Annotated in this window: 39 protein-coding genes and 1 tRNA gene; 35 read left to right on the forward strand and 5 right to left on the reverse strand. The window is 39.4% G+C overall.

The features are described from left to right. From ACTJJD_RS12265 to ACTJJD_RS12355, 19 genes are all read left to right on the forward strand, one after another. On the forward strand, positions 1–2,225 hold a 2,225-nt coding region (locus ACTJJD_RS12265; RefSeq protein WP_440608436.1), incomplete at its 5' end, for a transglycosylase SLT domain-containing protein. Further along, the gene (locus ACTJJD_RS12270; protein WP_007500584.1) at positions 2,218–2,886 is read left to right on the forward strand and encodes a LysM peptidoglycan-binding domain-containing protein; all 669 of its coding nucleotides are present in this window, start codon (positions 2,218–2,220) and stop codon (positions 2,884–2,886) included. The genes ACTJJD_RS12265 and ACTJJD_RS12270, both read left to right, overlap by 8 nt. Positions 2,887–2,897: 11 nt before the next feature. Further along, a complete protein-coding gene (locus ACTJJD_RS12275) occupies positions 2,898–3,908 on the forward strand; it encodes an XkdQ/YqbQ family protein (RefSeq protein ID WP_017367933.1) in 1,011 nt (336 codons plus the stop codon). Next, positions 3,905–4,171 carry a DUF2577 family protein gene (locus tag ACTJJD_RS12280; RefSeq protein WP_039169977.1) on the forward strand — a complete coding sequence of 89 codons (267 nt, stop codon included), beginning with the start codon at positions 3,905–3,907 and terminating at the stop codon, positions 4,169–4,171. The genes ACTJJD_RS12275 and ACTJJD_RS12280 overlap by 4 nt, the downstream gene beginning before the upstream one ends. A 14-nt stretch (positions 4,172–4,185) precedes the next feature. Next, entirely contained in the window at positions 4,186–4,608 is a 423-nt protein-coding gene (locus tag ACTJJD_RS12285) for a DUF2634 domain-containing protein (protein WP_024719684.1), read from the forward strand. Then, positions 4,601–5,647: a baseplate J/gp47 family protein gene (locus tag ACTJJD_RS12290; protein ID WP_440608437.1), complete on the forward strand. Its 1,047-nt coding sequence runs from the start codon at positions 4,601–4,603 to the stop codon at positions 5,645–5,647. Before ACTJJD_RS12285 ends, ACTJJD_RS12290 begins: the two co-directional genes overlap by 8 nt. Then, complete coding sequence (locus ACTJJD_RS12295) at positions 5,634–6,557, forward strand: YmfQ family protein (RefSeq protein WP_440608438.1); 924 nt, start codon at positions 5,634–5,636, stop codon at positions 6,555–6,557. Before ACTJJD_RS12290 ends, ACTJJD_RS12295 begins: the two co-directional genes overlap by 14 nt. A gap of 11 nt (positions 6,558–6,568) precedes the next feature. Then, on the forward strand, positions 6,569–6,952 hold the full coding sequence (locus ACTJJD_RS12300) for a phage tail-collar fiber domain-containing protein (protein WP_025207867.1): 384 nt from the start codon (positions 6,569–6,571) through the stop codon (positions 6,950–6,952). 15 nt (positions 6,953–6,967) lie between these two features. Next, a complete protein-coding gene (locus ACTJJD_RS12305) occupies positions 6,968–7,846 on the forward strand; it encodes a hypothetical protein (RefSeq protein ID WP_160758056.1) in 879 nt (292 codons plus the stop codon). 10 nt (positions 7,847–7,856) lie between these two features. Beyond that, a complete protein-coding gene (locus tag ACTJJD_RS12310) occupies positions 7,857–8,186 on the forward strand; it encodes an XkdW family protein (protein ID WP_335364744.1) in 330 nt (109 codons plus the stop codon). Beyond that, positions 8,183–8,392: a phage portal protein gene (locus tag ACTJJD_RS12315; protein WP_072368326.1), complete on the forward strand. Its 210-nt coding sequence runs from the start codon at positions 8,183–8,185 to the stop codon at positions 8,390–8,392. Before ACTJJD_RS12310 ends, ACTJJD_RS12315 begins: the two co-directional genes overlap by 4 nt. Continuing rightward, the gene (locus ACTJJD_RS12320; protein ID WP_342473507.1) at positions 8,364–9,527 is read left to right on the forward strand and encodes a hypothetical protein; all 1,164 of its coding nucleotides are present in this window, start codon (positions 8,364–8,366) and stop codon (positions 9,525–9,527) included. Before ACTJJD_RS12315 ends, ACTJJD_RS12320 begins: the two co-directional genes overlap by 29 nt. Further along, complete coding sequence (locus tag ACTJJD_RS12325; protein WP_256734168.1) at positions 9,487–10,968, forward strand: hypothetical protein; 1,482 nt, start codon at positions 9,487–9,489, stop codon at positions 10,966–10,968. Before ACTJJD_RS12320 ends, ACTJJD_RS12325 begins: the two co-directional genes overlap by 41 nt. A 12-nt stretch (positions 10,969–10,980) precedes the next feature. After that, positions 10,981–11,301, forward strand: coding sequence for a hypothetical protein (locus tag ACTJJD_RS12330; RefSeq protein WP_045034524.1), 321 nt, complete (start codon positions 10,981–10,983; stop codon positions 11,299–11,301). Beyond that, the gene (locus ACTJJD_RS12335; RefSeq protein ID WP_178897252.1) at positions 11,298–11,441 is read left to right on the forward strand and encodes an XkdX family protein; all 144 of its coding nucleotides are present in this window, start codon (positions 11,298–11,300) and stop codon (positions 11,439–11,441) included. Before ACTJJD_RS12330 ends, ACTJJD_RS12335 begins: the two co-directional genes overlap by 4 nt. A 36-nt stretch (positions 11,442–11,477) precedes the next feature. Continuing rightward, a complete protein-coding gene (locus ACTJJD_RS12340; RefSeq protein WP_017367922.1) occupies positions 11,478–11,690 on the forward strand; it encodes a BhlA/UviB family holin-like peptide in 213 nt (70 codons plus the stop codon). 12 nt (positions 11,691–11,702) lie between these two features. Next, positions 11,703–11,966 (forward strand): phage holin, encoded by a 264-nt coding sequence (locus ACTJJD_RS12345; RefSeq protein ID WP_019743388.1) that lies wholly within the window; start codon positions 11,703–11,705, stop codon positions 11,964–11,966. Between the two features lie 19 nt (positions 11,967–11,985). Then, positions 11,986–12,804, forward strand: coding sequence for a peptidoglycan recognition protein family protein (locus ACTJJD_RS12350; protein WP_045034522.1), 819 nt, complete (start codon positions 11,986–11,988; stop codon positions 12,802–12,804). A gap of 103 nt (positions 12,805–12,907) precedes the next feature. Continuing rightward, positions 12,908–13,354: a biofilm-forming protein gene (locus ACTJJD_RS12355; RefSeq protein WP_440608439.1), complete on the forward strand. Its 447-nt coding sequence runs from the start codon at positions 12,908–12,910 to the stop codon at positions 13,352–13,354. Positions 13,355–13,413: 59 nt separating this feature from the next. Here ACTJJD_RS12355 and ACTJJD_RS12360 read toward each other — a convergent pair. The 5 genes from ACTJJD_RS12360 to ACTJJD_RS12380 form a co-directional block, all read right to left on the reverse strand. After that, a tRNA-Ala gene (locus ACTJJD_RS12360) sits at positions 13,414–13,486 on the reverse strand. 98 nt (positions 13,487–13,584) lie between these two features. Continuing rightward, a complete protein-coding gene (locus ACTJJD_RS12365; protein ID WP_440608440.1) occupies positions 13,585–14,868 on the reverse strand; it encodes a tyrosine-type recombinase/integrase in 1,284 nt (427 codons plus the stop codon). After that, on the reverse strand, positions 14,861–15,364 hold the full coding sequence (locus ACTJJD_RS12370) for an ImmA/IrrE family metallo-endopeptidase (RefSeq protein ID WP_252056570.1): 504 nt from the start codon (positions 15,362–15,364) through the stop codon (positions 14,861–14,863). Before ACTJJD_RS12370 ends, ACTJJD_RS12365 begins: the two co-directional genes overlap by 8 nt. A 98-nt stretch (positions 15,365–15,462) precedes the next feature. Beyond that, a complete protein-coding gene (locus ACTJJD_RS12375) occupies positions 15,463–16,092 on the reverse strand; it encodes a DUF4352 domain-containing protein (RefSeq protein WP_440608441.1) in 630 nt (209 codons plus the stop codon). Positions 16,093–16,148: 56 nt separating this feature from the next. Continuing rightward, positions 16,149–16,514 (reverse strand): helix-turn-helix domain-containing protein, encoded by a 366-nt coding sequence (locus ACTJJD_RS12380; RefSeq protein ID WP_252056568.1) that lies wholly within the window; start codon positions 16,512–16,514, stop codon positions 16,149–16,151. 167 nt (positions 16,515–16,681) lie between these two features. On the opposite strand from ACTJJD_RS12380, the gene ACTJJD_RS12385 reads away from it, so the two are divergent. The 16 genes from ACTJJD_RS12385 (at position 16,682) to ACTJJD_RS12460 (ending at position 25,996) form a co-directional block, all read left to right on the forward strand. After that, complete coding sequence (locus ACTJJD_RS12385; RefSeq protein WP_410559855.1) at positions 16,682–16,879, forward strand: helix-turn-helix domain-containing protein; 198 nt, start codon at positions 16,682–16,684, stop codon at positions 16,877–16,879. A gap of 45 nt (positions 16,880–16,924) precedes the next feature. Continuing rightward, positions 16,925–17,122, forward strand: coding sequence for a helix-turn-helix domain-containing protein (locus ACTJJD_RS12390; protein ID WP_041085482.1), 198 nt, complete (start codon positions 16,925–16,927; stop codon positions 17,120–17,122). A gap of 92 nt (positions 17,123–17,214) precedes the next feature. Next, complete coding sequence (locus ACTJJD_RS12395; protein WP_242730345.1) at positions 17,215–17,472, forward strand: helix-turn-helix domain-containing protein; 258 nt, start codon at positions 17,215–17,217, stop codon at positions 17,470–17,472. A gap of 2 nt (positions 17,473–17,474) precedes the next feature. After that, positions 17,475–17,750 carry a hypothetical protein gene (locus ACTJJD_RS12400; RefSeq protein ID WP_148960609.1) on the forward strand — a complete coding sequence of 92 codons (276 nt, stop codon included), beginning with the start codon at positions 17,475–17,477 and terminating at the stop codon, positions 17,748–17,750. 353 nt (positions 17,751–18,103) lie between these two features. Beyond that, entirely contained in the window at positions 18,104–18,298 is a 195-nt protein-coding gene (locus ACTJJD_RS12405; protein ID WP_041085490.1) for a hypothetical protein, read from the forward strand. Then, complete coding sequence (locus tag ACTJJD_RS12410) at positions 18,295–18,513, forward strand: YqaI family protein (RefSeq protein WP_041085492.1); 219 nt, start codon at positions 18,295–18,297, stop codon at positions 18,511–18,513. Before ACTJJD_RS12405 ends, ACTJJD_RS12410 begins: the two co-directional genes overlap by 4 nt. A 101-nt stretch (positions 18,514–18,614) precedes the next feature. Beyond that, positions 18,615–20,597: a hypothetical protein gene (locus tag ACTJJD_RS12415; RefSeq protein ID WP_440608442.1), complete on the forward strand. Its 1,983-nt coding sequence runs from the start codon at positions 18,615–18,617 to the stop codon at positions 20,595–20,597. Next, positions 20,594–20,839: a hypothetical protein gene (locus ACTJJD_RS12420; protein WP_440608443.1), complete on the forward strand. Its 246-nt coding sequence runs from the start codon at positions 20,594–20,596 to the stop codon at positions 20,837–20,839. The genes ACTJJD_RS12415 and ACTJJD_RS12420 overlap by 4 nt, the downstream gene beginning before the upstream one ends. Then, the gene (locus ACTJJD_RS12425) at positions 20,832–21,758 is read left to right on the forward strand and encodes a recombinase RecT (RefSeq protein WP_440608444.1); all 927 of its coding nucleotides are present in this window, start codon (positions 20,832–20,834) and stop codon (positions 21,756–21,758) included. Before ACTJJD_RS12420 ends, ACTJJD_RS12425 begins: the two co-directional genes overlap by 8 nt. Next, positions 21,755–22,462, forward strand: a complete 708-nt coding sequence (locus tag ACTJJD_RS12430) for an MBL fold metallo-hydrolase (protein ID WP_440608445.1) — start codon at positions 21,755–21,757, stop codon at positions 22,460–22,462. The genes ACTJJD_RS12425 and ACTJJD_RS12430 overlap by 4 nt, the downstream gene beginning before the upstream one ends. Before the next feature lie 207 nt (positions 22,463–22,669). Beyond that, positions 22,670–23,500, forward strand: a complete 831-nt coding sequence (locus ACTJJD_RS12435; RefSeq protein ID WP_440608446.1) for a hypothetical protein — start codon at positions 22,670–22,672, stop codon at positions 23,498–23,500. A 5-nt stretch (positions 23,501–23,505) separates the two neighbouring features. Beyond that, complete coding sequence (locus ACTJJD_RS12440; RefSeq protein ID WP_406845804.1) at positions 23,506–23,802, forward strand: replicative helicase loader/inhibitor; 297 nt, start codon at positions 23,506–23,508, stop codon at positions 23,800–23,802. After that, the gene (gene dnaB, locus ACTJJD_RS12445) at positions 23,774–25,066 is read left to right on the forward strand and encodes a replicative DNA helicase (protein ID WP_440608447.1); all 1,293 of its coding nucleotides are present in this window, start codon (positions 23,774–23,776) and stop codon (positions 25,064–25,066) included. The genes ACTJJD_RS12440 and dnaB overlap by 29 nt, the downstream gene beginning before the upstream one ends. 14 nt (positions 25,067–25,080) lie before the next feature. Further along, positions 25,081–25,281 (forward strand): hypothetical protein, encoded by a 201-nt coding sequence (locus ACTJJD_RS12450; RefSeq protein WP_440608448.1) that lies wholly within the window; start codon positions 25,081–25,083, stop codon positions 25,279–25,281. Then, on the forward strand, positions 25,278–25,508 hold the full coding sequence (locus tag ACTJJD_RS12455; protein WP_440608449.1) for a hypothetical protein: 231 nt from the start codon (positions 25,278–25,280) through the stop codon (positions 25,506–25,508). Before ACTJJD_RS12450 ends, ACTJJD_RS12455 begins: the two co-directional genes overlap by 4 nt. Next, positions 25,505–25,996, forward strand: a complete 492-nt coding sequence (locus ACTJJD_RS12460) for a hypothetical protein (protein WP_440608450.1) — start codon at positions 25,505–25,507, stop codon at positions 25,994–25,996. Before ACTJJD_RS12455 ends, ACTJJD_RS12460 begins: the two co-directional genes overlap by 4 nt.

The raw sequence follows: 25,996 nt of genomic DNA on the forward strand, positions 1-25,996 counted from the left end.
TAGTCAATGCCTGGACATGGATACAAGAAACATTCAGTGCAGTAGCAGGCTGGTTTATCGAAAACGTCTGGACACCGCTAAGCGACACAGTCGTTACGGTAGCAACCACGATTTGGACAAGTCTAGTCAATGCCTGGACGTGGATACAAGAAACATTCAGTGCAGTAGCAGGCTGGTTTATCGAAAACGTCTGGACACCGCTAAGCAGCACAGTTGTTACAGTCGCTACTGGGATTTGGACAGCATTATCAAATGCGTGGAAAACCATTCAATCAATTTTTGGAGCAGTATCCTCTTGGTTTATGAACAATGTATGGAATCCGCTTGTAGAAACGGTTGGAACCATCAAAGATAGCATTGGTAAGAAGTTTGAAGAAGCGTATAAAGTGGTGACAGATATATGGAATGGATTATCCAAATGGTTTAAAGATAATATTCAGACACCGATCGTAAAAGTGGCTGGTGCCATAAGTGATGGTTTTTCTAAAGCATTTAACTGGGTTAAAAAGATTTTTGACAAAGCGGGCGATGGCATTAATTTTGTAGTAAAACATTTATTTGGAGATCCTGATAAAAAAGCCACAGGCGGCTATATCACCCAACCTACCTTATCATGGATTGGTGAAGCAGGTAACGAATTTGTCATTCCAACTCAAAATAACCGGGGACGCGGGAAGATGCTGCTTGCACAGGCTGCTTCTCATCTTGGAATGTCTGTTGTGCCAAGCAGCAGCGGAGCAGCAAGTCCAGTTTCTAGCTCTTCAGCTCCAATAACGCCTAATGCTCCAGCAGCTCCAAATACTTCTGCCGGTTCGATTGGTGGAACGGTTTCAATGAATGGAAACATCCAATCTGCCAGCATAGGCGAGCAATTTAATCATGATTTTGAACAAGGGCTGAATCAAAAGGTGGTTTCACTTGATCAATGGAAGCAAAAAAACATTCAGCAGCCATTTAATCAAATGACATCAGATTCAGGAAAGTACGGACAACAAACGGTATCGGCATTTGCTACTGGCCAGCAAATGACACCAACAGGAACTGACAGCTTTTTGCAAAGTCGTGTAAAAGCACCATACCAACAAGTGATGACAGCATCACCAACTTGGGGTTCTGGAACTGTTAGTGGCTTTGCAACAGGTCAAAATGCCACATCAATTGGCACAAGCCAATACGTAGACCAACACGTCAAACAACCATTCCTGCAAGCCAAACAAGAATCACCAGGATGGGGTTCAGGAATGATCGACGCCTTCAATAGCGGCATGCGTTCAAAAGCAAGTGAAGTCACACAAGCTGCCAAAGAAATGGCGAAGAAAGTGGAACAGGCGTTTAGAGAAGAACTAGACATTCATTCTCCTTCGCGTGTCATGATGAGTCTAGGGAAATTCGCATCGATCGGTGTCGTCAAAGGGCTCGATTCAGTTGATGTGAAAAAGTTTGCTGAAAATCAAGCGGGTTCATTAATCGGAGCGTTCAGCGGTATGGGTGCTTCAGGTCTTAGTGTTCAGCAATGGCTCATGGCAGCTCTGATGGCGACTGGCACATCGATGAGTTGGCTTCCAGGTCTTATGACAATCGCTCAGCACGAATCAAATGGTAACCCGAAAGCCATCAACTTGTGGGATTCCAACGCCAAGAAGGGAACGCCTTCTAAAGGGTTAATGCAAACCATTGGGCCGACCTTCCATTCCAATAAAGGCAAGGGCATGAATGATATTTGGAACCCAATTCATAATGCCGTAGCAGCCATTAACTACATTAAGGGCAGATATGGAACAGTCTTCAATACACCGGGATTACGGAGTATGAGAAGAGGCGGTCCTTATAAAGGCTACGCCAATGGCGGTCTGATTACTCAGGAGCAGGTAGCTAGAGTCGGTGAAGGAAACAAACGCGAATGGATTATTCCAGAAGAAAGAGGCATTCGCGGGAGATATTTATTGACGCAGGCAGCAAAGGCACTTGGGATGCAAGTCTATGATCCATCAAATGCATCTGCTCCTTTACCAGAATCACAGATGCAGCAAGTCACCTCAGCACAGCCAGCTGGGACTGCAACAACGTCAGGCAATAAACAAATCACCATCCAGTTCAATGGTGATCAGCATTTCCATAATGGACAGGATCAGCAATCGCTTGTCGAAAAAATTAGACAAATGCTTGTAGACGAACTGGAAGTAGAGCTTCAGACAGGAACGAAAGGGGTCGTGATCGATGGGTAAATCAGTGTATCAATTGTGGATTTCCCAAGGCAAGGAGAAGTTGCGATTCCCTGTGCTTCCATCCGAACTTGAGATTACAAATAACGTACAAAATGAAACAGTGAAGGTCTCCTCCTTTGGAGAACTGACTTTTATTGATGTACCATCGGCTAAACAAGTATCATTCACCTCATTATTTCCTAAGAAATATTCGCCAATTGCTGAATATAAAAGCATTCCATCACCAGAGAATGCAATAGCGAAAATTGAACGAATGATGCGTTCAAAGAAGTCTGTGCGACTGATTGTGACAGGGACTAAAATCAACATGACGTGCAGCATTGAGAGCTTCACACACAAGGAAGGGTCTTATGACATAGGGGATCGTGAATTTACGATCGAGTTAAAGGAATATAAAACCGCATCGCCTAGGAAAATCAAACGAAAGAAAAAAGCGAAACAAACCAAAAAGAAAAGACCCTCAAAAACACCACCAAAATTGTACACTGTCAAAAAAGGAGATACTCTTTGGGCCATTTCAGGCCGTTTTTATGGCGATAGTACAAAATGGCGGCGTATTTGGAATGCCAATAAAGCAGCGATGATCAAACGAAGTAAACGCAATATTAAACAGCCGGGACATTGGATTTTTCCAGGGCAAAAATTGAAAATACCACAATAGGGGGGCTGACATTGATTGAGCTTTTTGCCATCAGAAGCGGCACGATGTATGAGCTTGTCACAGAGAGTGTGACACTTCAGGGGCAAAGGTATCAGGCCCCTCGCTCTATTCAGGCGAACATTATCACAAAGCAAGGCAGTCAAACATATTACCGTGTCTCAGAAGGAGACACGGTTCTTTTTAAATGGAAAGGAAAAGAGCTGTTCAGAGGCATCGTGTTTTCTAGGACGCCTGTTGAAGGAAAGCTGACCTTTACCGCATACGATATGCTCCAATATTTAGTGAAAAACCAAGATGTATATGTTTTTTCAAATCAACGGGCAGATCAAATTTTGAGGCGGATCGGGGCAGACTTTCAAATTCCTATGACATCCATCGCAAATACAGGACATGTCATGAAGTCTCTCGTTTTTAAAAATGACACGAGTTTATATGACATCATTTTAAAAGCATTGAAAGAAACGAAGCGGCAAACCGGTAGAAATTATCAAATTTATTCTGCTAAAGGCAAGATGGGACTGAGAGCTTGGCCCGATCCAGAGGACGTGTGGGTCATTGAATCAGGCGTCAACCTCATCGGTTATCAGTACAGCACCTCCATTGAAGAGACAGCAACACGTGTGAAGATGCGCACGTCTGTAGACGAACAGGGGAAGAATAAGAAAAAAGGTAGCAAATCAGATATTGTGGTGATCGAACAGGACAAAGCGGGTCAGAGTCAGTACGGCATTTTACAGCATGTGGAGACGGTCACAGGTCAAATCAACCAGCCGCAGCTTCAAAAAAGAGCGAAAGTACGCCTAGCTGAAAAAAAAGGCGTCAAACAAGAAGTGAAAAGTATACAAGCACTCGGAATCCCTGAACTGCAAAGCGGTCTGCCAATCTATTTGAAAATCCCTGAAATCAACATCAAAAAAACCTACTGGATCGATCAAGACAAACACGAATTCAATGGAGTGAAGCACACCATGACAATTGACGTCGTTGAGAAAAATTCCATGCCAAAGGGTGATCAAGCATGAGATTAAGTGAAGCAATTAAACGACTCGCTGTCAATGCAGTAGATGCAGCTTCTCCAATTGATCTGGTGATTGGAGAGGTCACAATGGCTTCGCCTCTTCACATCCGATTAAATGAGAACAGTAAGCTGATCATTCCAGAAGAACTGCTCATTTGGCCCAAACGCTTAAATAAGGGTGAGGATGATGAGTTGAAAAAGGGAGACAGCATTATGGTACTTGCAATGGCAGGAGGGCAGTCCTTTTACATCATCGACAAATTGTAAGGGAGGTGATGAATGTGGCACTTTCACCAGAGGAAGAAATCGAGGAAACAGAAGAAGACGAAGAGGTAGAAACCTCGACGACGTATCGCATAGATTTTGAAAATGGTAGGCTGACAAATGAAGCCATTACAGGCATTGAAGCGATCCGTCAATTTATTTATATGACATTGCGAACAGAGCGCTATGCACATCCCATTTACAGTCACGACATTGGCACTGAAATTCAGGAGCTATTGACCGATACAGAAGCAACAGATGAATACAAAGAAATGGAGATTCCAAGATTGCTAGAAGAAGCATTGGTCGTTGATGAGCGGATTGATCATATTGAAGAGATAGAAGTCACGAAGCAAAATGATGCCTTTCAAGTCAAACTAGCCATTGTCACAGATGAAGGCACATTAGAAATAGAGGAGGTGATGGAGGGAGATGTTTGAGGAGCAAACGTATGAGACGTTGATGGAAAGAATGCTGGACAGGTTGCCAGATGACATAGATAAAAGAGAAAACAGCGTCATTTGGAATGCCTTGGCACCTGCTGCTGCTGAACTAGCTCAGTCGTATATTTGGCTTGATCAAGTATTTGAGCTTGTCTTTGCTGATACAGCACAGGGGGAATTTTTAGATCGACGAGCAGCAGAAGTGGGGATTGAAAGAAAGCCAGCCACCAAAGCGGTCTGGTCCGTAACCATTCAACCAGAGAACGTAAATATTCCAGCAGGATCAAGATTCTTTATTGAAGATGTTTATTTTCAATTTTCAAAGGACGGTACACTAGAATGCGAGACAACAGGTACAGTCGGCAATGGGCAATTAACAGGTCAGCCGCTGCTATCGCTTGATACCATTCCGAGTCTAGAGTCGATGATCATGAAGGAATTGGTGATACCAGGGCAAGAGGAAGAAGATGATGCGTCATTATACGATCGGTATTTAATACGCGCAAGGCGAGAGGCTGTCAGTGCCAACAGAGCACATTACAAAAAGTGGGCCGAGGAAGTGGTTGGTGTCGGCAGAGCGAAAGTATTCCCGCTATGGAATGGAGAGGGAACGGTCAAAATTGTCATCACAGATGGCAATCTAGATGTAGCATCTGAGCTTCTTGTCAAAAGGGTCCAGGAGTATATCGATCCTGTACCGGGAGAAGGAGAAGGGCAAGCTCCTATTGGTTCAAAAGCAACCGTGGAAAGCGCCAAGTGGCTGGATATTGACGTAGAAGTGTCCGTCGAACTTCAGATGGACTGGACACTTGAGGGTGCGCAAAAAGAAATAGAAGAAAAGGTCAAAGCACTGTTAAAATCAATCGCATTTGAAAAAAGTACGATTCGAATGTCCGCCTTAAATGATATTTTGTACCATTCAGAGAGTGTGTCTGATTATGCAAACGTCTTATTGAATGGGGAGTCAAAAAACTTAGTATTACAGGACATTGAGATACCACGTCTGAGGCAGGTGAAGGTTATTGAGCAAACTTGATGAAATGAAAAACTACTTGCCGCCTTATTTCACAGAGATTTATGATGTGGATCATTTACTAAAAACAGAGGCACCAGAGTTTGAACAATTGGACGAATCCATTTTTGATGTAACGGATCAGTTCTTCCCCTTAACAGCGACGTGGGGATTGAATCGGTGGGAAAGAATGCTCAAGGTGCAGCGAGAGTCAGATGATTCGATTGAGCTGCGCAGAGCGCGATTACTTAATATGATGTCGAACATTCCACCAATTACGTATCTGTCATTAGAGAAATCTGTGAATCGATTTCTTAAAAATCCGAGTGCGATCATCCGACTTACAACCAATCGTTATCATTTTGCATTGCGTGTCAACCTGGATGACCTGCAAAACACAAGATATATCGTCGAAATACTCGAAACGTTAAAGCCAGCACATTTGGCGTATACGTTCACCGCCATTCATCATACCGATGTTCATGAAACAAATGATCATCACCAGCGGCTCACACTGCGAAGCAGAGTGGGCTTTTTCGATCATATTCCAATTTTACTCAATGGTGAATTCATATTAAATGGAACGTTCTATCTCAGCGGGATACGAGGTACTACGGAGGTCCCTGCTCGCTTTCGGCATTCATTAAAGATGAGAATGCCGCTTCAACAAGAGAAAGAGACAGCATATCGTCTGAATTATGTTATGACTGGAGCATCGCATGAAACGAAGCAAGCAGCTACGCTGACTTTGCGCGCAAAGAACCAGCTTTCACATCAAACGAAAAAGAGGATGACGTTCCGCTTACCAGTACATGTTCAAAATGAACAAGGCGGCAGTTTACTGATCAAGGAGCATTACTGGATTCTCGATGGATCCGTTCCACTTGATGGATCAAAAATGCTGGCAGCAACTTCTAAAAAAATAGACCTATAAGGAGGATCACAATGGCTGATCAATTAACCGTAACCACACTATATGCACGTCAACAAATGGCAAAGGCACGAGCAGAAGGAACAAAACTCACAAAAGTCGTCAAAATGGCATTCGGAAATGGAGGAACAAAGGATGGAAAACCGATCTCTCTTGACGGAACCGAACAAGCACTCAAAAAAGAACTGATTCAAAAAAATATTGACTCTTTTACCTTCATGGAACCGGCAAAAATCCGCTACAGCTGCACCATTGCTGAAGGAGAACTAGCAGGCGAAGTCATCAATGAACTAGCCCTTGTCGACGAAGCCGGCAAATTCACCGCCATCCGCACCATGACAGACAAACAAAAAGACGGCGACATCGAATTTGTTTTTGAGATTGATGATATTTATTAATGGAGGGGAAAAGAAGTGGACATAAAATCACCTTTACCGTTTGAAACCTCTGACAAAGCCCATGCCAACTTATTTAACCGGATGGTCAACACACTTGTAGAGAATGACAATGCGCTCAGTCAACAAATAGCAGGGATAACGAATGAAAGCTTGTTTATTTTAACAGGCGACCAAGCCATTCAAGATGCATCAGTCAGCGGTGAGGAATATCCAATTGGCATTACGTTGATGGCTATTACTGAATCGAATGATACTGGATACCCTACAAGATATGGTTTTGTGAAGAACGAAAAAATAAACGAGTATCGTTTTGTACAATATTATTATGGCAATGGTAATGAAGCAGGTAGTTATTTTACTAGTACAGGTATTTGGTTTAGACAGTGGTATATTGCCTCTGGTTGGACCGAGTGGCACAAAATATCTGGTTTTCTTCATACGAATATTGGTACAACTGGTAAGCAGCTGTTAACCAAGGGAGAGTACCAAAAAGTCCTTTTTAATCGAAAAATAAAAGATAGTCATAACAATTTTGATATCAATAATAATCGCTTCATCTGCCCTGAAAATGGAATGTATTTAGTAAATGCAGGTGTTTATATTGAAAGCTTTCAACGATACGCGAACTTTGAATTATCGATCTATTTGAATGGAAAAAGATATAAAAATATTGCACAACAAAGGCAAAGTCCGGTAAGCCCATCTGATACGTTGAGCTTTAGTATGGGACTTTATGGTGCTGCAAATGTACCGGCTAATAAGGGAGACTATTTAGAAATGTACCTATATGTAGGGTATGACGGAGACGTTAGTCGTTATGTATCTGATAATTCAGGTTGGTACAACTATTTCGATATTACGGAAATAGGCGGACGAAATTTCCCGAGAGTGTAGGAGGATTCTGATGATTTTATATGAAGCCATTAAGTATAAATACCCCGAAGCGGACCCCCAAAAAGATTTTGAACTAAGAAATGATGGTGACGGTTCGTATATAAACGAGTGGCATTTAAATGTGCCAAAGCCAACGGCAGAAGAATTGAAAAAATGGTGGGAGGAATCCCAAGCCAACCCGAGGTATCAACCACCTCTTCCACTAGATTATCTAGCACAAGAAGTAGCCAAAGAAAAGCTGATGAGAAAACAACTTGAGCACCAATGTGATCTTCTAACAAACGAACTAAAAGCGCTGAAAAATGAGATCCTCTTCATTAAAGGAGGGAGTGAAACATGAATTATTGGGTCATGGCATTATATTTTCAATGGGTGACACCTGAGTTGGTCAAACAAGCCATTGAATTAGGGGATTGTTCAATGGAAGAGATGAAAGAGGGATATCACCAGCACATACTGACTTTAGAGCAATTAAAAGAAATTGACCCAAACTTTCTAAAAGAAGGAGTAGATCGAAATGGAGATAAAAAAACCAAAGTCATTTGAAGTTAGCGACAAAGCCCATGCTGATTTATTCAATGACATGGTAAAGGTTTTACTTGAGAATGATCAGGGGCTACTTGAGCAACTTTTAACTCATAAAAGTGATGTCAATTTACATTCCTCAGATGTGGAAAAGAAAAAGTGGAATGAATCACAAATTTATAAAATAACAGCAGATAACGGTATGCAGCTTATCAATGTCTCTGCTGATTCAAAAATATTTGATGCGATTAAGGATAAAGGGACATGTACATTTTATGCAGCTTCTGGAGTCGAAGATTCTCCATCACCGTCAAATATATCACTAAGAGGTATGCAAATAGTTGGCCAAAATAATATAGGAGCAGGCTTTGCAGTAGACATAGCGGGGAATGCATATAGTTTTTACTACAATTCTGGTCACACTACGATTACGTGGACACCTCTACCAAATTTATCAGATTTAAATAAATGGAATGGCAGCCAATTAATTAAAATTACAAATGACACGGGTGGTGTACGTGTATCTGTAGGAACTACAGAGAGTTTACTCGATAAAATTACACAGGCGGGAAAAACATTTGGCACATTTTATTCTCCAGCTGGTGTACAGGACAATCCTTCAGCTTTATCTGCACGCGGTTTTTATCACTTTACATCTGCGGACAGTAATAACAAGGGGACGTTTGGATGGGTGATTGCTGTAGATTATCGTAATAACGTCTTTACGAACTATCTTGATTTAAATTTAGGCTGGCAGGGCTGGCGTAGATTACTGACTGCTGCGGATGAAGAGGTGAAGTGGAACAAGGTAGAACTTCCGCAGCTCGATAATGGTTGGAAAATATATAATTCTGTCGATGGTATTCCCCACACCGTGCAATATAGTAAAGATGCATTAGGTGTGGTTGAAATTATTGGGTCAATTACCGGTGGTAAGGTTGGTTTTGACTCTGTTGCTTTTACCTTAAAAGAAGGATTTAGACCAATGCAATCGACTCACTTTATTGGAGTAGCGTCAAGCATAGGTAAGAGTAGTACACCACAAATTCATAGGACAGCAATCGGGACAGATGGAAAAGTTTGTGTCCAATATTGTTCTAATGATCTGAATCCTAATGAATTTATCACGTTTGGTTTCCGATTTAGAACGAAGTGAACTAGTTGCTTTTATCATAATATCGCTTAATAATAAAGTATTTTTGGAAGGAGAAACCGTTATAAAAACACCTCAACCTTTTAAGACGAGTGATAAAGCTCATGCAGATCTCTTTAACGATTTAGTGAAAATTTTGATTGAAAATGATCAGGAACTACTAGAACAATTCAACCTTCATACGGGAGATCCAATTCCTCACGTATCTGGTTCGGAAAAGAAAAAATGGAACGAATCACAGCTATATAAACTGACAAATGATAACGGGTCCCAATTGATTAATATCCCTGCTGGTGGCAGTATCTATGAGGGAATTAAAGCGCTAGGAGCTTGCTCATTTTATGCGCCAGGTGGTTCTGGAGTAGTCGATTCTCCAGCTATAGGAAATGCTGCATTAAGAGGCTTTCAGCTAGTAGGTCAAAATAATATCGGTGTAGGAATCGCAATCGACACTTCAGGTAATGCATTTTGTTTTTACTATCATGTGAATGACATTGCGATCAATTGGCTGCAAATGCCTACTCAAAACGAAAAAAACAAATGGGATGCAGGACAATTATCTAAAATTACTGCTGACGATGGAAAAGCTTTTGAAAGAATTAATGCGGATGATCCTAGTATTTTAGATAAGCTGATAAAATTGCCGGGAGTTCATTCATGGTACATTCATGAAGCACATCCAGATCTTCCGACAAGAAGTTCCATGAGGGCTTTGTCTGTTTTTAGTGAAAATACCTATGGATGGGTCATCGGTGCAAACAATACAGGAGATGTTTATATTAACCGTTCAACAACTGATGTAACGGGTACACAACAAGAGTGGAGCGGTTGGAAACGTCTCAATGACCATAACCTATTAAATTCAAAGGGATTAAGACTTTCAATGTCAATAGGAACTGATATTTTAACGCTGCCATCCGGCTTTTACTTTGCTGTAGGATCTAATATTGTAAATATGCCTGTCGATAATGATTCTTCTTGGTTTAATATCGATATCTTAGAAACTGTAAATGGTAGAAAGACCATTCATGTCTGCAGAAGTTACGACAACACTCATTGGTTCGGAACAGTCCATACTGATGGTGTTTTTAAAGGGTGGAAAAAACTAGTGACTGATGCTGATTTTGAAAATGTTAAGTGGCTAAATGTAACCTTAGGTAATGGTTCTTCTATTGGAGAAAGACCAGTTGAATATACTAGATGGGGAAATTTATTATTGTTGAGAGGTCACCTAAAAGCAAATAGAGAAGTTATCTGTGGAAGTATTCCAATTACAGGCTTACCAGATAAAGGCCTAGTAGTATCAGTTCCCGTATCAGGTACAACGGGTCATAGTAAATTACTTATATACAAAACAGGAGAGCTAAAGCTAACTGGTTTATTATCAGCAAATGATAGTGCGGTAACTGGCTACTATTTAGACACGGTCATCCCATTAAATTAAGGAAGTGATAGTATGATACAAGTCTATGAATACAATCATCGATACGAATTGGTCAGACCTATAGAAGTGTCTCAGGTGGATGACGAAGGAAATTATGTAGTGCCAGATCAATGTACAACAATTGCTCCACCTAATAATCCATCCTTCTATAAAGCAGCATTTGATGTAAAAAAACAACAATGGTATGAATCAGCGACCCAAGAGTATATAGACAGCTTAAAACCGGCCCCACTCCCGCCAAGTGATATCGAACTTTTAAAGAAACAAAATGCTTTGTTATCAAAACAATTAACGCAGCTATTAGCTATGCAAAAAGTAGGTGCTTCAGAATGATGTTTCCAACTGTAGCGGATATCAAACAATTCTGGGACTGGCAGTGTTACGGCCCAGAGGACATTGCATTTTATGTAAGCATTGGCTGGATCTCGGCAGAAGACTATCAAAATATAACTGGAGAAATATACAAAGCCTAATGGCTTTATTTTTTTGCCGGAAAGAAGGTGATTCAAATGGAAGTAGATGTCGTTCAAAACTTAATGACACAAGGCCCATTCGCCGTTCTTTTTTGCTGGATTCTGTTTTATGTTCTCAACACTACAAAAGAACGAGAAAACAAACTCAATGAGCAAATCGAGGCGCAAAATGATGTGTTAGCAAAGTTTAGTGAGAAGTATGACGTCGTGATCGACAAGCTCGATAAAATTGAACGGAATTTAAAATAGGAGGGAAACATCATGAAAACATTCGACAAAGGCACTGTGATTCGCACAGTGCTTCTTTTTATTGCGCTTATCAACCAAACGCTTGTCATGTTTGGACAAACAGTGCTGCCGATTAGCGAGGAGCAAGTGCAAACCGCAGGAGAGGCACTATATGTGGCAGGTTCCACAATTTTCACTATGGTCACTGCCGTGATCGCTTGGTTTAAAAATAATTATGTGACCTATAAAGGTCAATTGCAAAAAGATGCCCTGAAACAAAGAGGGTTAACAAAATAATTTTTGAAGGAGAAACAATATGGTGAAGATCATTCAAGCACTCATCCCAAAACAAAATCGCAACAGACCAGGAAACAGGATGAAGCCGCTCTATATTACGGTGCATAATACATCGAACACTGGACGGGGGGCTGATGCGGCAAATCATGCAGCATTTGTTGCTCGGGCAAGTACCGGGGTTAGCTGGCACTACACGGTCGATGATCAGGTCATTTATCAGCATTTACCTTTAAACGAAAATGGCTGGCACGCAGGAGATGGCAGGGGAACCGGCAATATGAAATCAATTGGAATTGAAATTTGTGAAAATGCAGGCGGTAACTTTGAACAAGCCGTTGAAAACGCCCAATGGCTCATTCGAAAACTGATGGGGGATTTAGGAATTCCTTTATCAAACGTGGTGCCGCATAAGCATTGGAGCGGGAAAGAGTGTCCGCGTAAGCTGTTAAATCGGTGGGATGGCTTCAAAGCTGGTATTGCATCAGCATCAAGTCAAATGACAACAGCTAAACCTGTGAAAGAAACATCTATCAAAACCATATCAACGAGATCAACATCTAAAACCAACAAGGTCAAAAAAACATACAGTTTGCCTGCAGGTATTTTAAAAGTGACGAAGCCTCTTACAAAAGGGTCAGCTGTAAAAGCTGTACAACAAGCCTTAGCATCGATTTATTTTTATCCTGATAAGGGAGCGATCAATAATGGAATCGATGGGTACTACGGACCCAAGACTGCGAATGCAGTGTCTCGATTTCAAATGATGCATGGGTTAACCCCAGATGGCATATATGGTCCAAAGACCAAAGAAACATTAAGAAAGGTCATAGAAAGTTAACACATATGGAATGAATCAACCCTTATTTATTATAAAAAAAGTAAAATAAAACCATTTTTGGTTTTATTTGTTGTATAATGGTAAAAATGAATGGAGGGGTTGTATGAACCGGATATGTGTAATGATGTCTCTTTGTTTCATTGTTATGTTCCATTTTAATATGGAAAAGGTTGCAGCTAAGACCATTTATCGAGAAGTAGAAGTTGATTTCCTCATGACGGAACAGGAAAAATATCTGTGGGTACCAGGAGGTCAAAATAATCCTGAACAATATCCATCTACTCATGGCTACCAATTTTCTATACTAAATGCAGAGGGTTGTACTTTAGAGGTGACACTCTTCAGAACATCCTTATCAGGAACGGATTTTCCGTCATCAGTCAAAGAGTATACAGGTAACCAATATGATCTAAGTGCAACAGACCGAATTTTATCAAGTGGGCGCTACATTTATAGACCCCATGGTATTAAACTGACCAAAAAAGAAGGCTGTGGGGATGTTGAGATAAAAGGAGTCTTTGGTTATCAAATTCAAGAACCAGACAAATAAGCTTTTATGAGTAAAATCAAATGAAAAAGCCTATCCATCATTGGATAGGCTTTTGATAATGGAGCATAGCGGGATCGAACCGCTGACCTCTACGCTGCCAGCGTAGCGCTCTCCCAGCTGAGCTAATGCCCCGGGATGTTTCAACAAATATTATTATATTTAATTCCCCCTTAGAATACAAGGGGGAAGGCTATTTTTTTATTTTTGATGAGAAATTTCTCAAATTTGTATTATGCATTATTTTTAACCTTGGGGACGACTTGGGGACGGAAATTTCCTATCTCTGTTTTTGTGTTTCTCAGATGTTTAGGATCAAACTTATTAAAGTGATTCGCTGCACTCTTTTTCATTTCATCTGTTACATGGCCATATATATCAGATGTTGTTCTGGCGCTAGCATGTCCAGCACGTCTTTGAATAGCACTTATGCTTTCACCAGCTTCCATCAATAAAGCGACCATAGTGTGACGCAAATCATGTAAACGGATATTTTTTATTTTATATTTTTGCGTGATTCGCTTCCATTGGGTAGTTGGTGTTGTGTAATAATAGGGCTTTCCAAACCCACTATGAAAAATGTATTGATGATCTCCACCCTCCCAGGCATCATTTAGCTTTTCCTTTTCTCTTTTCCACATATGATAAAACAGAGACAATTCATTCATATACCAATCTGGCATTTGCACAAATCGTTTTGAACTTTTGGACTTAGGTTCTTTCACATGTGGTTTGCCATCAACTGTCTTTGAAAGTGAACGATTAATTTTAAATCCACCAGCATCCCAATCTACATCTAAATGCCATTCGAGTGCAAGACCTTCACCGCGTCTCAATCCTCCTATCATCGCTGCTAAGAAATAAAGTCTCCATTTGATATCAACTTCTTCATATAGAACCTTAATACATTGAGCAGCTTCATCAGCTTCAAAATAGTTCATTTCCTTCTTCTCGTTGACCGGCAAGGGCAATCCCTTCATTGGATCAACCTTGATAATCTTCCATTCTTCAGCTGCGGTTTTAAAAACCACTTGTAGTAATTTAAAAATATCTAATATTGATCTTTCTCCTAATCCTCCTGGCTTACCATCTTTTCTTGCACCATCCTTTGATAAATCATCTAAAAAGTCTACGATATGTAAACTCTTTATTCGTTCTATCCTCATATGTCCAAAAACGGGGAGAATGTGATTTTTTAAGAGACTCCAATAAACATCCGATGTTGTCAAAGAATAAGGTTTTCCACTCTTTTGGTGGAGCTTTTTTTCTTTCCACTTATAGATGAAGGATTCAAAGGTTAGTTTTTCTGGTTCGATATATTCTCCAGAATTCACTTCCATCTTGAACTGATAGAGTTGATCCGAAAGGTATTCCTGCAATTTTCTTTTTGTTTTTAACAGTTTATGATCTTCTATACGAATAGTTTTATATTTCCTTAACCTTTTACCATTAGCATCATATCCGATTTCAACAACTAATCTAAAAGAATTGCTACCTCTTTTTTCAATGCTAGCCATATAAAACGCTCCTTGTCTGAGAAAAAGTTTTTTGATAATAAAGATTTAAACGGTGATTCGCAAATTCAGGAGTAACATTGAAAATGTTAGAAATTTTCAAGACAGCTAGTTCATGTTCTTTGGGTAAATCCAAATCCATTAACATGAATGTTGGAACGCAAAAATGATAAGCAAAATAATTTGCTTGTCTTTCTTGATAGATATTCCATAAAGTTTTGGTCAAATGAAAATTTGAGAATTGACTGGATTGTCTAACAATATGACAAAGTTCATGGGCGAAATCTTGCCATTGTTCTTCTTTAGATAGGTTTTTATTTAGAAAAATAGTGTACAGGTTGTTAATCTCAACATAATGACTTGTGTCATTAACATAAAATATCCAAATATCTAGGTCATTAGCTATTTTGTATTTGTCTAATTGATAAGATTCATTTATGCCAATATTACTAAGGAATGACTCAATCCAATCTTCTAGATGACTATTTATATATCTCAATGTTATTTAGCCCCTTTCTACAATGAGAATACAATCGGATAGAAAAGAAACGTATGTTCTGTTTTTGGATAAAAATAAAAGCCCAAAAAGGGCATTTATTATTTAGTTTTAAAGAATAGTTTACCTGTAGTGGATATACTTTTATAAGCTATTAAAAAGTCATCTTCTTTTTCTACTTGGTTCACTATATAACCATCAAGAGAGCCGCCATTATAAACTTCTCCCTTAAAGTCCTTTGGTGCTATAAAGCCCAGCTCCTGTGTGTAAGGAGATCCATCACTAGAAAAAAAATCGAAGTTAAGAATTGGGCTGAATAGAAGAGGTTCATCATCAGTTTCAGAATCTGTCATTTTCACTTTGACCTTAACAAGTGCCCATTCAAATCCTTTTTTCGGTTTATCGACTGAGCTATTAGTGTCATATAAAACATCAAATGCTTTATCGCCCCGAATAACCTCTTCTACGTTCATTTTTAATTCAGCAGTATATTCATTATCTGAAGTACTTATGTAATCTTCGAAATAAATTGGCTCTTTAATAGGTATTGGAGCGGTTCGTGTTCCATCTGCTTCTTTTTTAGTTTTCTTCTTAGCAGATGAATCTTTATTTGGTTCTTCCTGTTTATCGCTCTTTTCATTTGATTCATTTACTTTAGTACTTTGTGCACTACAAGCAGCTAAAGAAGTTGTTATTAACAAAATAAGTAAGTAAAAAAAAGTCTTTTTCAAAAAAGCGCCCCCTTTTAAGAAATAACATGAAGTGAAAGTAATTAAAGTGTCTTTATTTAATCACCATTGAAGTCATTTTGTTTATCCCCTGGTTTACGACCTTCCTGGAGTCTTAGTGCTCTTTCAATTCTTTCAATTCTCTTTTCTATATCTGTATCTCCATCACTTGCAGCAGTAGACGCGTTGCCTGATCTCAGAAGTTGTTCTGCCTCAAACCTATAATCTTTTCCGGTTAGTAAATAATCTGTTGATACTCCAAAAACCTCAGCGATTTTCACAATTTCAATATCAGTTAAAGGACGCGTTCCTTTTTCTATTCTGTTCATTACACTGACATTCATATTGATTTTTTGAGCCAACTCTTTTTGATTCCATTGTTTTTGTTCTCTTAATTTTATTATTCTTTCGCCTACAGCCAGCATCATTAATCACCAACTTTCTATATTAGCAATATAAATCTTAACATTTTTCCAATGTAGAAAAAAATAAATTGCTAAATTAGAAATAAAACGGTTGAAATTTCTCTTTTAGAAATGTATTATTGAATCAACGACAAGATTTCTAAAACAGAAATCGAGAGGAGGGAAATATGTTAGATTTAAAATTTGTCAAATCAAGACGTAATGGCAAACAAATTAATTTGCAACAAATGGCCAAAGCTCTAGGATTCAAAAATGCCTCAACATATATGAAATATGAGACTGGAGAATATGCCTTTAAAGCAAATCATCTCCCAATCTTGGCAAAAGAATTAGACTGTGACATTAAGGATTTCTTTCAGAATTAAATTTCTTAAATAGAAATTAAATTAATGATTAGGAGAGATAAAAATATGCCGGAAAAATCAACTATGAACGTTCAAGAAACAGCTGATTTTCTTGGAGTCCATCATGACACGGTTTACACAATGGTGAAAGAGCGGCAAATACCATTCTTTAGAGTTAGAAAAAGAATTTTCTTTAAAAGAGAAGTGCTTGAAGAATGGCAAATGTCACAAATGGAATCCAACTTTCAGCCAGTGATTGATTAAGAACTTACCACCTTAGAATACAGCGGATATAAGAGATTTGCTGTTCCGAATTGGAACATGTTCCAGATAGGAACATTAAGGGGGTGAGGAAGTTGAGGTTGGGTGTGGTGCTTCGCAAAGCAAGATTGCAGGCAGGCATTTCCCAAGAGAAGCTTGCGGAAATGCTTAGCCGCTCTCGAAGCTGCATATCGAAGATCGAAAATGATCAGAAGGTACTTGATGTACCTACATATGTACGGTGGATGGAAGCCACAAACGCAAAAGAAGCAATGATTGCTACATTATGCGGTATTGACCCACTGGCAGTCACACAGCAAATAACGGCTATCATGGCCCTATTCGGAGGATGAGTATGAAGAAACGAAATTCAATCTTTAAAAGCATTGATAACGATGGAATAACAAGAGAAATGATTTGCATCGAGGTTTTACAAGAAAATTTAATGGATGCATTAAAAAACAAAAATACAGCACAAGCACTAGAGATTCACAAAGACATTGAAAAATCCATAAAGCAAATTCAGCAATATGAAAAACAATCAACGGTGAAATTGTTGATGGCAGCCGCTAAAATCACGCCTGTTGAATATCCAAAAACATTAAAAAACAAATTGAAAGGGTTGATTTAAATGAAATACATGTTCACTGCAAGCAAGTTGATGAAGGCTAAGGAAGTAAAGGAAATGTGTAAGTTACGTGATAACGAGGATGTGAAGATCTCTAATTTTCAAACTGAAACCCGTTTAAAGTCTCAACTAGGTTTAGGACAAAGAAAAAAGCAGCAAGCTCCTACACTCACTGCTTAAATCGAATATCGAAATGATCGAATTTATTATATCGCTCTTTAAAGAGCACGACAAGTTTTATTCTTGTCGTCCGGCTTGCGGATGGCCGATGCGCACACACCCATCCATTCCAATTAAACACCATCCGCAGTCGGACGATGCGAATAAGCATCAATAAATCATAGGAGGAAGAAGTAATGAGAGAAAAACCTGTTATTCAACCTTTTTCAGAAAGACGTGGCGATCAAGTCCGTTTAGCGAAAGTTGGAGGAACAATTGTAATGGGATTTCATGAGGAACTCGCTTTCTACTTCCCTAATAAAGAGGCTTTTGAGGAATATAAAAAGCTCACTGCTGATGCAATCAGAAGAAAGGTAGGGGTAACAGCATGAACATTGAACATCCAATGATCACGCAAATAAATGCTACTGGTTATCCAAAAGGAATTGAAGTGGTTGATGTTGTAGGAACTGACTACTTCGGGGATGAGGTCTTCTCTAATGATGAATACGTCATTGATGAGAATGTTGGAGAAATGATCCTCTTAGACAATTTGAACCGCTATTTGAAGGAGAAACTTGACTTCAAATTTGTGAATACAAATTAAAAAGGTTCACTCCCACAAGTGAACCAATTACAAAAAAAGAAAATAAAAGTGTCAACCCCTATTATAGCAGGTTGGCACTGTAAATCAATGGAGGCTTGTTCATGACCAAAAATATCAGGTTGGCAGAACTCCATCTATCAAATTTCAAGGGTGTTAAATCATTCACCCTTGAAACAGGTGGAGAAAGCGCAAAGGTCTATGGTGATAACGCTACAGGCAAAACAACGTTGTTTGATGCTTTTATGTGGCTACTCTTTGATAAAGACAGCCAAAACAAAAAAGATTTTGAGATCAAGACGCTCTCAAAAGATAACAAAACGGTAAGTGGCATTGATCACGAAGTATCAGCTGTCCTACTGATCGATGGAAAGTCGGTTGAATTGAAAAAGGTCTATTCAGAGAAATGGACCAAGAAACGGGGATTAGCAAAGCAAGTCTTTTCTGGCCATACCACCAATTATCATGTGAATGGTGTACCAGTTAAGAAAAAAGAGTTTGCTGAGAAGGTCAATGAGATCATCTCTGAGGATATTTTCAAATTGATAACTTCTCCGTCTTATTTCAATGAACAAATGAAGTGGCAGGATCGTTTGGGCGTACTCATGGAGATCGGCGGAGCTGTGACTGATGAGGACGTAATAAAAAAGAACAGTTCTTTATCCGCTCTCCCTTCAATTTTAGATGAAAGAAGTCTTGATGAACAAAAGAGCATCCTTGCTGAAAAACGTAAAAAGATCAATAAGCTCTTAGAGCAATATCCTGTCAGAATCGATGAAATCAATCGTTCTATTGAAGATGTAACTACTCTTAACCAAGAGCAATTGAAAGAAGACTTAAAAGCAATACAGGCATCAATTGATGATATGGAGAAAGAAGCTCGCTCTATCAAAGCGGATGCAGGAGCAGATCGTAAGAAGCGTATGCTTCAGCTCGAAGGCGATCTGCAACAAATAAAAAATGACCACGACACAGAAAGATTCCAGGTAGTGAATGAAAAAAAAGAAGCCTACTACAAAGCGAAAAACAGTCTTTCTCAAATCAAGCATAACCTTGCCAGTTTAAAAACTAAAAAGGATCACCTAACATCCTTTTTGTCTCAAACAGACAATGAGCGTGTTGAGCTGCGAGAAGAATGGTCTAAAAAAAATGAAGAAACGTTTGAGGATCATCAAACAGATTGTCCGACATGTGGACAGGCATTGCCAGAAGAAAAAATTCAAGCTGCTATTGAGAAATTCAATTTGCAAAAAAGCGTCTCCCTTGAGCGCATAGTCGATAAGGGAAAGCAATTAGGAATTGAATATGACAATAAGCAAAATGAGTTATATGAGGTTGATGAGAAGATTCAGCTTTTGATCTTGGAAGAGAAATTTACGACAGCAGCCGTTGAAAAACTGAAAGAAGATATGGAGCAAGCTGAAGCTTCAATTGCTCCAATTACCAACAATCCAACGTATCAAGCAAAGATTGAGGAGATCGAGAAAATTAAAAGCGAGATCCAGTCTGATGAGCAGGAGACAAGCGGAACTGTTCAATCGATTAATGAACAGATCAAGGAAAAACAGCAGGAAATGACCTTGATCCGCAATGATCTGTCTCGCATCGATCAAGCTCAAAAAGCGCTAAATCGCATCGAGGAGCTGAAGGAAGAAGAACGGAAAATGGCTGATGAGTATAACGAGGTAGAACAACAAACTTTTCTCATTGAGGAGTTTATACGCACCAAGATGAACCTTATGGAAGAACGGATAAACAGTAAATTTAAGTATGCCAACTTCAAACTTTTTGAAGAACAAGTCAACGGCGGTTTAACAGAAACTTGTGAAACGCTGTATGAAGGTGTGCCTTACTCCAAAGGCCTAAACAATGCGGCGCGAATCAATGTCGGTTTAGACATCATTAATACTCTAAATGAGCATTATGGTATTTCTGCGCCGATCTTCGTTGATAACAGCGAGGCGGTCACGAATCTAATCGATGTGAATGCTCAAGTTATCAGCTTGATAGTTTCCAAACAAGACAAGCAGCTGCGAGTTGAAACTGATGACAACTTGCTGACTGTAGATTGTGAGGTGATCGCATGAGTGAAGTGGTAGAGGTGAAAGTTCTTTCAGGTATAGGTTGGGAAGATTGCAAACGTGAAAAACTTCTGATTGATGGTAAACAGGTCATGGACGTTCGTCCGCTTTCTGAATGTCCTGAAGATGCAATCTTGGAAAGAGACTTAAAAGGTCCATCGGATTTTGCTGAAATGCTAAAGACCTTTCTAAGAGAGCATCATGGCAAAAAGGTCAGATTTATATATGAGGAGGATACGGATGAGTAATCAGAATCAATTGGCACATATACAAAAAAACATTACTGATGATGTGAACAATAGTCTAGGCAGATTACAAGATGAAGGGTTAGTCCTGCCATCAAACTATAATGCTAGCAATGCATTAAAGAGTGCATTTTTTAAACTTCAAGAAGTGAAGGATAAATCAGGGAGGCCTGCTTTAGAAGTCTGCACCAGAGAATCTATTGCCAATTCCTTGCTAGATATGGTCGTTCAAGGTTTAAGCCCTGCAAAAACTCAATGTTATTTCATTGTGTACGGGAATAAATTGCAGATGAACCGCTCGTATTTTGGCACACAAGCAGTGCTGAAACGTTTGACCAATGTCAAGGATATATGGTCAAACGTGATATATGAAGGGGATGTCTTTGAATATGAGATTGATGGAGGGCAAGAAAAACTCATTAAACATGAAACGAAGCTTGAAAACCGAGATAAAGACATCATTGGAGCTTATGCAGTTGTAAAAACCATTGATGACATTGAGTTACTAACCCCGATGACAAAGAAAGAAATCGAAACTGCTTGGAGTCAATCGAAAACAAGTGGTGCGGTTCAGAAAAAGTTTCCGCAGGAAATGGCTCAAAGAACAGTTATTAATCGTGCTGCCAAAAGATATATAAACACAAGCGATGACAGCGATCTACTTGTACAAGCTATTAATAACTCGACTGAAAATGAGTATGACAACGAGCGGGTGGATGTTACTCCGGCGGATGAAGTGAAAAAAGAAATTAGCGAGAATGCTAATTCAGAAATTATTGATGTTGGTTTCAATGAACCTGAAGAAGATTCAGAACGATATCAAGAAACACCTGAAATAAAGCAGAGTGAAGAACCTGAGCCACAACCATCAAATGAACATGGTGAAAAGCCGTCTGCATTAAATGAGGAACCACCATTTTGATTGAAATAAACGCTGTCTCATCAAGTAGTAAGGGGAATTGCTATCGGGTGACTGATGGTAAAACCCCACTCCTTTTGGAGTGTGGTATCACCTTTAAAGTGATGCAACGTGCTTTTGATTTCAATATGAGCTTCGCTGGTTGCCTCATCACTCATGAGCATGGTGATCATTGCAAGGCTTTAAAAGATGTCCTACATGCAGGAATCGATTGTTATATGTCTCATGGAACGGCAAAAGCTCTTGGATTGGAAAAGCACCATCATAGAATCAATATTGTAAAAGCCCGACAGGCGTTTAGGATCGGCACATGGCTTATTATGCCCTTTGATGTTCAACACGACGTATCAGAGCCATATGGCTTCCTATTGGCTAACGAGGACGGAGACAAGCTCCTCTTTGCCACTGACACCTATTACATCAAATATAAGTTTCCTGGACTCACGCACATCATGGTTGAGTGCAATTACTCTGAATCGATCTTGGATGCAAATATTGAGAGTGGGAGCATTCACAAAAGCATGCGTAATCGCCTCATACAGTCGCATTTCAGCCTTGAGAATGTAAAGACATTCCTAGCGGCAAACGACTTGTCAAAAGTGCAGGAAATATGGTTGTTGCACCTATCTGACACAAACAGTGATGAGCGGTTGTTTAAAGAAGAAATAGCAAAACAAACAGGAAAGGTTGTCTATGTTCCATTATGAGCGAGCTTTTTAAAACAGCTTATCCCTATTGTTTTATTACGTTGGCGATGTCAGCCGCTCCGCAGATGCGGAAAAAGGTATTGATTATGTATATCAGGACCTACATGGCCAAGGAGGAACCGCATCTCGAATTGATCGACATCAAAGGTCATTACGCTATTTGTAGGCTCAAAGACAAACGCAAATAGTTGGAAAGGAGGAAGTCATTTGCGAGGTTGGATCAAATTACATCGGAAATTAAGAGGTAATCCTGTATTCAATAATCCTAACTTACTTAGGCTTTGGCTCATCTGTCTTACTGAGGCGAGCCATAAATCAAGACAACAAATGATAGGTAATCAGGTGGTGGAATTAGAGCCTGGTCAATTTGTAACTGGTCGCTTTGATTTGTTTGACATGTTCAATGATGGTTTGACTAAATCCGATAAAGCAAAATCAGAAAGAACGGTTTATAGATGGTTAGAAAAATTAGAAGAAATGAATTTTTTGTCCATCAAAAAGACCACCAAATATTCTCTTGTAACCATTAATAAATGGGCACTTTACCAACAGGATGATAAGTTGATTGACCATTCTAGTGACCATCAAATGTCCAACGAATGTCCATCAAATGACCATCAAATGTCCACAAACAAGAATGTTAAGAATTTAAGAATTAAAGAAGAGGAAGAAGAGAGATCGCCAAGAGGAAATGATTCTCCTTTCCAACAAATCGAAGACAAGTATCTATCTCGAAGAGGTGGAGGGTTGATGATCACTCCTAATGATGCACAGGCCATTGAGAGGATCATTCAGGAGCACATACCCATTGAAGACATATTGGTGTGGATCGACGAGATATTCGATCAATACCGACCAAGACATAGAGCGGATGGCATCAAATCTTTTTCTTACCTGGAGAAGGGCATTCTTGATCGATGGCATGCCAAAAATCAACCTAGCAACATATCTGAATTTAAACCTAAGAAACAACAAGACAACTTATCAGCATTAGCTCAATACGCCAAAGAAAAAGGCATTAAGTTTGGAGGAGGATGATTAGCATGAATAGCATGACCGAAGAACAAGCGATGGCTATCTTAACAAGGATAGCTGCTGCCTATCCTAGATTTGAACTCTCTACAGATGCGATCGGAAAAGAAAGAATCAAGATTTGGTTAGAGCATTTAACTGCACTGCCGTATGAGGCAGTTTCAAAAAAAGTTGATCAACATATTGCTGAAAAACGTTTCCCTCCTGCTATTGCGGAGATACAAGTACATCAACAAGAACCGAACGACTTCATAGAAAAGCAGAAAGAGTGGGAAAAGAATGCAAAATTTGCGAAACGTAGAGGCTGAACAGTTTTTGCTCGGCTGTATCATCCTTGAAGGCGATCTAATCAAGGAAACAGCCTTAGAGCCTAAGCATTTTGCTGAAGAGCGTCACAAGCAAATTTTTGCCGTGATGAGGGATGTGGACAAGCTAGGTAAGCCTGTTGAATTGGCCACTATCGCTGCATCTATGGGTGACACTTTAAATGCAGTTGGTGGATTTGAATACTTGACCAACCTAGCGTGCGCTGTACCATCTACTCATTCATTTGAAACCTATGAAACATTAATTTACGAGGCTTTTAGACTTAGAGATGTGCAGAGTGCTGCTTTAGCATTTGCCAGTTCTCCTACTGATGAGGGCATCACCGAGCTTTATCAAAAAACAATTGAAGCTCAAGAGGTTGGTGTAAAAGAGACTCGCACGAAAATGGATGTATTAACCGAGATTTTCATGAGCATGGAAGAAGATCATGGTGATCTAACTGGAGTGGACACAGGTCTTGCAGATCTTAATGCCATGACAGGTGGTTGGCAAAAAAGCGATTTGATTATCGTAGCTGCTCGTCCATCGATGGGGAAAACAGCATTTGCTCTCAACCTTGGTTATAATAACGCGCAAAATGGTGGAGTAACCGACATATTTTCACTAGAAATGTCAGATACACAATTGACTCACCGTATGTTAAGCAGCGTAGGGAGTATTGAAGGGACAAAGTGGAGGAATCCAAGGAAATATTTTAGTGAGGATGATTACGAGAGAGCAAACAAAGCTATGGGTGAATACGAAAAATTAGATATTTATATTCATGATCACCCCACTCAAACCGTCGCAGACATTCGCTCTAAAATCCGTAAGACAAAGAAAGATCATCCTGATCAAGATCATTTAGTCATCATTGATTATCTTCAGCTTATCACGCCGATTGGTAAAGCTGAGAGCAAAAATCATGAGGTTGGTGAGATCACGAGAGAACTTAAAAATATGGCTAGAAGTTTCAACGTTCCGATCATCTTGTTATCACAGCTTTCACGCGGTGTAGAAGCGCGAAATGATAAACGACCTATGATGTCTGATTTGCGAGATTCAGGAAGCATTGAGCAAGATGCTGATATTGTGACCTTTCTTTATCGTGATGATTACTACAACAAACAAAGCGAAGCTAAAAACATTGTTGAAATCATTTTTGCAAAACAACGGAATGGATCAACAGGAACAATAAACGCAGTATTCGTGAAAGAGTACGGGAAGTTTGTAAATTTATCGCGGCAAATGGAAGCCGCAATGTGAAATGAGGAATGAACATGTCAATCAATAGCAAACAGCGTAAACAGTTTTTGCTCAAAGAATTAAAGCGCATTGGATATAAACCAAGTGAGAATGAAAATCTCGAAAAACTATCACTCTATGATCTCGAAATGCTAGTCATTTCAGTCAAGGGTGAGCGAGGGAACAACATTGAAACTTACAATGCCAGGATGGAAATCGAGGAGGAAGCAGAATGATTAAATTGCAAATCAAGAACAGCAATACGGGCAAAGAAGTGAATTTTGAAGCAGAGAATTACACAGCTGAAGAGTGTGGTCGAATGATCATTCAATTAACCACATACATGCATGGTGGGCCTTTAAATAAAAACGGAGTACAAAGGATTCCACGTGACGCTCCGTCTCCTGTTAGAAGGACAGAAGAAGCAATTCATACTGATATCGTGAAAGGAAAAGAACTATGAGATTTGTCGGCATTGATCCTTCAACAAAAACAGGGTTTGTAATTCAAGATGCAAATGGGAATGTGATTCTTGACAAAGAAATAACCTCAGCAGTAAAAGGAGATCCGCAACGCTTTATGGACTTGGCCAGCCAAATAATAAATTTAATAGAGCCGAATGACTTTGTGTGTATTGAAGGGTTTTCTTACGGTTCTAAAGGAGCGTCAGTAGACATTCAATACGGCATTGGTTGGTTAATAAGGGCGAGGCTTATAAACAAAAAAATAGATTATGTTGACGTTCCTCCAACCACTTTGAAAAAGTTCGCAACAGGAAAAGGAAACGTTAAAAAAGATCAAATACCTGTACCTGTTTATAAACGTTGGGGATTTGAACATAAAAGTGACAACGTGATAGACGCATTCGTCTTGGCTCAAATAGCACGTTCATTAAAAACAAAAGTAGATTTAACAAAATATCAACAAGAAGCTTTGAAAAAAATTTCTTAA

It is taken from the genome of Bacillus sp. 22446, from assembly GCF_052044955.1.
Classification (GTDB): Bacteria; Bacillota; Bacilli; order Bacillales; family Bacillaceae; genus Bacillus; species Bacillus altitudinis.